The sequence below is a fragment of the Candidatus Cloacimonadota bacterium genome (assembly GCA_020532355.1).
Classification (GTDB): Bacteria; Cloacimonadota; Cloacimonadia; order Cloacimonadales; family Cloacimonadaceae; genus UBA5456.
The window spans coordinates 1-5762 of record JAJBBD010000315.1; the positions used below are offsets into that span (position 1 = coordinate 1).

The 5762-nt window shown below is 44.7% G+C and carries 5 protein-coding genes; 1 reads left to right on the plus strand and 4 read right to left on the minus strand.

All coding sequences use genetic code 11. The annotated features are described in order from the left end of the window. Window positions 1-959: hypothetical protein (locus tag LHW48_10745; GenBank protein ID MCB5260924.1), on the minus strand; the 959-nt coding region annotated here is incomplete at its 3' end. A gap of 340 nt (window positions 960-1299) precedes the next feature. Here LHW48_10745 and typA point away from each other — a divergent pair. Then, on the plus strand, window positions 1300-3108 hold the full coding sequence (typA, locus tag LHW48_10750) for a translational GTPase TypA (protein MCB5260925.1): 1809 nt from the start codon (window positions 1300-1302) through the stop codon (window positions 3106-3108). 283 nt (window positions 3109-3391) lie between these two features. Here the strand turns inward: typA and LHW48_10755 are convergent, their stop codons facing one another. The 3 genes from LHW48_10755 to LHW48_10765 form a co-directional block, all read right to left on the minus strand. Next, window positions 3392-3631 carry a thioredoxin family protein gene (locus LHW48_10755; GenBank protein MCB5260926.1) on the minus strand — a complete coding sequence of 80 codons (240 nt, stop codon included), beginning with the start codon at window positions 3629-3631 and terminating at the stop codon, window positions 3392-3394. A 67-nt stretch (window positions 3632-3698) separates the two neighbouring features. Then, window positions 3699-5015 carry a permease gene (locus tag LHW48_10760; GenBank protein MCB5260927.1) on the minus strand — a complete coding sequence of 439 codons (1317 nt, stop codon included), beginning with the start codon at window positions 5013-5015 and terminating at the stop codon, window positions 3699-3701. Then, on the minus strand, window positions 5012-5302 hold the full coding sequence (locus tag LHW48_10765) for a metalloregulator ArsR/SmtB family transcription factor (GenBank protein MCB5260928.1): 291 nt from the start codon (window positions 5300-5302) through the stop codon (window positions 5012-5014). Before LHW48_10765 ends, LHW48_10760 begins: the two co-directional genes overlap by 4 nt. Between the last annotated feature and the right edge of the window lie 460 nt (window positions 5303-5762).

Below are 5762 nucleotides of genomic sequence, written 5' to 3' on the forward strand. Positions count from 1 at the left end.
CTGTATGTCTGACCGATAGAGTAATCCATCTGTCCGGCATCGTTGTAGGTATACAAATATTTGTAGTCCGGCACCCAAGTGCCTTGATAGTATTCCTCCAAAGAACTGGTACGCCTAAGTTGGTTATCATATTCCATTGTAGTTCTATCTGAAAGCATCCACTCTTCATCCCAGTCCTCCCTTAATACAGATGTAATCAAACCGGGGAAATCGTAACCTTCGTACAACATCATTGTCCCGAAGCTATTCGACGTATGTTCAATAAAGCTTTCGCCTGTGGTGGTATCCTGCGGATGATATTCATAATGATCACGATTGCTCAATACCCAATTTGTAGAATCTGGAGATTCATAGCCCAATTCTTGGATAATCCTGCCCTGGTTGTCGTAAGTAAAGGTAGAGTGATAATAGTTGATTGTCTTATCATATTGCTCAAAGTTTTCCCACGAATACACTTCAAAAGTGGTTCCGGGACCATAGATAAAATGCATCCTGTTTTCAGGCGTCCAAGTATCGTCTTTCATCATGGCACCACTATAAATATAAGTATGGGTAATGCGATTTTGCGAATCGTAGGTACAAACTTGCTTCCACATTGGCAACATCATATCCATATATGAAACATACATGGTGTTGGATAATATTCTGCCGACGTCATTGTACTCAAAATAGTACATCATACTGCCCAGCAACCATTCATCGCTTTCTTCATTGTAAATATCCATGCGAATGGAATCCACGACAGCACAATTGTTATTTCGATAAAACGGAATCAGACGGTTAGAAGGGAGCCAGTTGTCTTCGTAGAAAAAGCTGTAAACTTGCTCATGCATGCGCTGTGCCCTGCTCAAAACGTTATGAATACTCGGATTGCCTATGTTCTGCATATCAAAGATGCTACTCAATAGAACAAGAGGCAGCATAAAAACTAAAAAAGGCAATAATTTCTTTTTCATCATACACCTCGATGAATATAATTTACGTATACGATATCTTCTCCTTGCATTGTTGTCAATAAAAATCATTTATTTCTGTAATCCTTTTCTTAAACGCATCAGATACCATGATCGTAAAATGATGCGTACAAATTGATTAGTATATTCTGAATAAATTAATCATCATAGCATAATCACCCTCCCAAGGTGATATTTCCTCAGTCTCCGCTTGCATCTTATTCTTTTGGGCGAGAGCAGCTTTGAATAAGACTTCTATTTGCGTCTCAGTGATTCCGACATTGCTGGTTGACGGATTAACCATTTTAGAAAAAGTGGCAGCCATTGACAAAAAATAAGGACTAACATGCAAAAGATAAAGAACATAGCCATCGTCGCCCATGTAGATCACGGCAAGACTACCCTCATCGACGCCATTCTCCGTCAAGCTGGGGTATTTAGAGCCAATGAACAGGTTTCAGAGCGAGTGATGGATTCAAACGATATAGAAAGAGAGCGCGGGATCACCATCTTTTCCAAGAGTGCATCCCTGCATTATCATTCTCACAAGATCAATCTCGTGGATACACCAGGTCACGCAGATTTTGGCGGTGAAGTGCAACGCATCATGGATATGGTGGATAGTGTCCTACTCTTGGTGGACGCTTTTGAGGGTCCCATGCCGCAGACGAAGTATGTGCTCAAAAACGCTCTGGCTTTAGGGCTTCATCCGATAGTAGTGATCAACAAGATAGATCGTCCCAAGGCTCGCCCACACGCAGTATTGGACATGGTGTTTGAGCTCTTTATGGAGCTTGGGGCAACCAACGAGCAATTGGACTTTGCCGTGATCTATGCCTCTGGGAAAGATGGCTATGCCGTCAACGAACTTACCGACGAGCCGAAAGATATCTTCCCACTCTTGGATTTGATCATCAAAGAAGTGCCAGATACTTCAGGAGATCGGCATCAACCCCTGCAAATGCTGGTCTCAGCGATTGAATATGACAACTATGTGGGCAAGATGGGTACTGGAAAGATTCACAATGGCAGCATCAAAAGCGGTAGCGAAGTGGCACTTCTCAAGAGCGACGGTTCCAAGGAGATTTATCGGGTTGCGGCACTGTATTGTTATGAAGGACTGCGCAAAAAAGAGATCAAGATCGCTCATGCCGGAGACATCGTTGCCATCGCAGGCTTGGAGAGCATAGGCATCGGAGAAACGGTAGCAGACAAGGATAAGAGCGTTGCTCTCCCCGGCATCAGTATTGATGAACCCACCATCGCTATAGAGTTTTACGTAAACAATTCACCGTTTATGGGACGCAGCGGCAAGTGGCTTACCTCCGGCAAGATCTGGGAGAGACTACAACGGGAGCTGAGAACTAATGTCTCCTTGGTAGCAGAACGCAGTCCCAATGGTGAATCCTTTACGGTAAAAGGTAGGGGAGAGCTTCAGCTATCCATTCTCATGGAAAACATGCGCCGTGAAGGCTATGAGTTTAATATCTCCAAACCTCGAGTGTTGTATAAACGCGAAAATGGCAAAGTTCTGGAACCCATAGAATTGGCAACGGTAGACGTAAGCAAAGAATATGTAGGTGCCACTATCGAGATCATGGGCAAAAGAAAAGGCGAAGTAATGCACATGAGCCCGGAAGTGGATGGTTATACACGCTTGGAATTCAAGGTTCCCGCACGCGGATTGATCGGTTTTCGCAATGAATTCCTCACCGAAACGCGGGGTACGGGACTCATCAGCCAATGTTTTTTTGGTTATGAGGAATACAAAGGCGAGATCGTCGGTTCCTCACATGGTTCTTTGATCGCCATGGAAAGCGGAGTGGCTCTGGGCTATTCACTCAATGCCTTCCAGCCGCGAGGAGTCCTCTTTATTGGAGCAAACACTGAGGTCTATGGCGGCATGATCGTAGGACAGCATAGCAAGGATTCCGACCTCGTGATCAACGTTTGCAAAGGAAAAAAACTTACGAACAATCGTGCCGCAGGCAAGGATGACGCCATCAAACTAATTCCGCCCAGAATCTTTAGTCTCGAACAAGCCATGGAGTATATCGGAGATGATGAGCTTCTGGAGATCACTCCGGATAGTATCCGCATGCGTAAGAAGACCTTGCATCACACAGATCGGAAGCGACAAGAGATTGCCGGTTGATTACTATTGCGCCACATCTTCTCAATCTCTTCTACGGCATAAAACCCATCATGGGGAAGAATATACTACCATCAATATCTAAAAACACCTGTGGTGAAGCATACTGAACAAGCCATTATGTAACGTCCCGCCTATAAGATGTAAATAGATTATCCGGGGATATGATGCCCACGTTGCTGGTATCGGAGTAGGCTAAACGCCGGAAGCTGCGTCGTTGCTGACACAAACACTTATTGCAGGAAGTGCTGTCCCTACAGGTAAATGTACATTTGTCTCAGCCTACTCAAACTAATTTATCGATTAGCGCTTTGATTTCATCAGAGGAGATGACCTTCCCAGAGGATACCACGTTTTCATCTATCACCAGAGCTGGTGTTAGCATCACCCCATAGTCCATAATCCGATTGAGATCTTCCACTTTTTCGATACTTGCTTCGATGCTCGCAGCCGATACGGCTTGCCGAGCGTTTTCTTCCAATTTTCTGCATTTGGGACATCCTGTCCCGAGTATTTTGATCTGCATGCTATTCTCCTTGCAGATATATTTTTTGGATCAAGTACAATCCTGGCATAGAAACCCCAAAACTCGATCAAGCGAAAATCACTCCGAAGAGGTACCCGGTAAGAGTGGACATAATCACAACTAAAAAGATGAAGACAGCAGTCTTTTTGAAACCCAATACTGTGTTGATTACTAACATGCTGGGCAAAGACAGTGCAGGTCCAGAAAGCAGAAGTGCTAAAGCGGGACCCTTGCCCATACCGCTTCCCAAAAGGCCTTGTAGGATCGGTACCTCTGTGAGTGTGGCGAAATACATAAAAGCTCCGGAGATGGCGGCAAAGAAATTAGCAAAGATGGAATTGCCTCCAACCGCGCTCTCTATCCAGTGCGAAGGCACCCAGGCATCTTGTCCGGGGCGGCCAAGCAAGGCTCCAGCGATCATTACACCCATAAAGAGTAGGGGAATGATCAGTTTGGCAAAATCCCAAGTGGAATCCATCCAATCCTTCAGCTCACCTTTTTCAAAGACTAGCCAAAGACTTAGCATCGCGACTAACGCCACGAAAGCGATCAGAGGTTGAGATGGGAATAAGAGACCCATAGCGGAGACTACTATTGCGGTTACCAGCACTTTCCACATCTTGAAGCCATAAAATACCGACAGAGAAATGCCAAATAGCAAGGCCAGCACTCCGCTTACCATCCATCTATAGGCATACATCCAGTCCATAAAAGGTGAGCTAGAATTGGGATTGGGCTTTGCCCAATTCAGCACGATAAGAATCATGATCATCAGACCAAAATGGACTAAAGTGTGCCAAAGTGGACGTCCCTTTCCCGGCTCACCGAAGTTCATGCTATCCTGCCTGGCCTGTTCTTCTTTTCGGAACAGCAGATGCATGATGAGACCGATAATTACACTGAAAACCACTGCCCCCAATCCTCTGGCAATGCCGATCTGAAGCCCCAAAATGCGGGCAGTCATCACTATGGCAAGAATATTGATGGCAGGTCCAGAATACAAAAAAGCAACAGCCGGACCCAAGCCTGCACCGCGTTTGTAGATTCCGCTAAAGAGCGGTAAGATGGTACACGAACAAACGGCTAAAATTGCCCCTGATACCGAAGCCACAGCGTATGCCATAACTTTCTTGGCTGCGGGACCCAAATACTTCATCACGCTTTCGCTGCTGATGAACACACTTACTCCACCAGCAATGAATAGAGCGGGAATCAGACAAAGCAGTACGTGCAGGCGCGCGTAATCCTGCAACAAGAAGAAGGCTTCCAGCAATCCTCTCTCGAAGCGGGCAGACTTAAAAGGAATGAAGTATGCGCCCAGGAAAATCGCCAACATAATACCCAATATCTTCAGTTCCTTCCAATTAGCTTTCAAGTTTTTCATTGAGCCTGCCCCTTTAATTTTTTTATGCAGCTAAACATATCCAAGACACATGGATACAACAGGCGATAGATCATTTGATTGTTTCTCTTGGTTGCCCCGATGATACCCGCTTGTTTGAGGATGCCCAAATGGCGGGATATGGTAGATATATCAATACCGACCATTTCGGTAAGTTCACTCACATTGCGAGGCGCTTTTTCCAACTCATCTACGATAAAAAGCCGCGTGGGATGAGCCAGGGCTTTCATCACAGATGCCATATATACGTATCTTTCGCTGTTAGACATACTAAGCTCCGTTATTGAATAGTATTTGTCTATTTTGCCAAATAGCCATCTGTTGTCAAGTTGTTTCGACAATTTGACTATAAACCCTCTATAAACCCTCACTGAAAATATAAGCCGTCTATAAGTCGTCACTGAAAACTTCAATTTTCATCACCGAAAACTTCAAATCAGGACCCTGAAATCTGCAAATGCCTGAACAGATCTAAATCCAAGGCTCAATTGCTTTCTTACGAAATCGATACTGGTAGATTGCATACACCATTACAGATACATTTTCTTGGCTTTGAAGCCGATAATTGTTACAAGCACTGGACAGAAATTGCCCGATTTGCAAGTCTTGGTGATCTATATAAAGAAATCTGTTGAATTAACCCGATAAGGCTATGGAGTTCAATCCCCCTGCCCTATCTATCACCATTGCTAATAGTTAGGAGGGGGATTGGAATCATAACCGGGATAC

Excerpts from the sequence above, each read along its gene's own strand:
- typA (MCB5260925.1), top strand. The coding sequence starts at position 1,300 with ATGCAAAAGATAAAGAACATAGCCATCGTCGCCCATGTAGATCACGGC.
- LHW48_10755 (MCB5260926.1), bottom strand. The coding sequence starts at position 3,631 with ATGCAGATCAAAATACTCGGGACAGGATGTCCCAAATGCAGAAAATTG.
- LHW48_10760 (MCB5260927.1), bottom strand. The coding sequence starts at position 5,015 with ATGAAAAACTTGAAAGCTAATTGGAAGGAACTGAAGATATTGGGTATT.
- LHW48_10765 (MCB5260928.1), bottom strand. The coding sequence starts at position 5,302 with ATGTCTAACAGCGAAAGATACGTATATATGGCATCTGTGATGAAAGCC.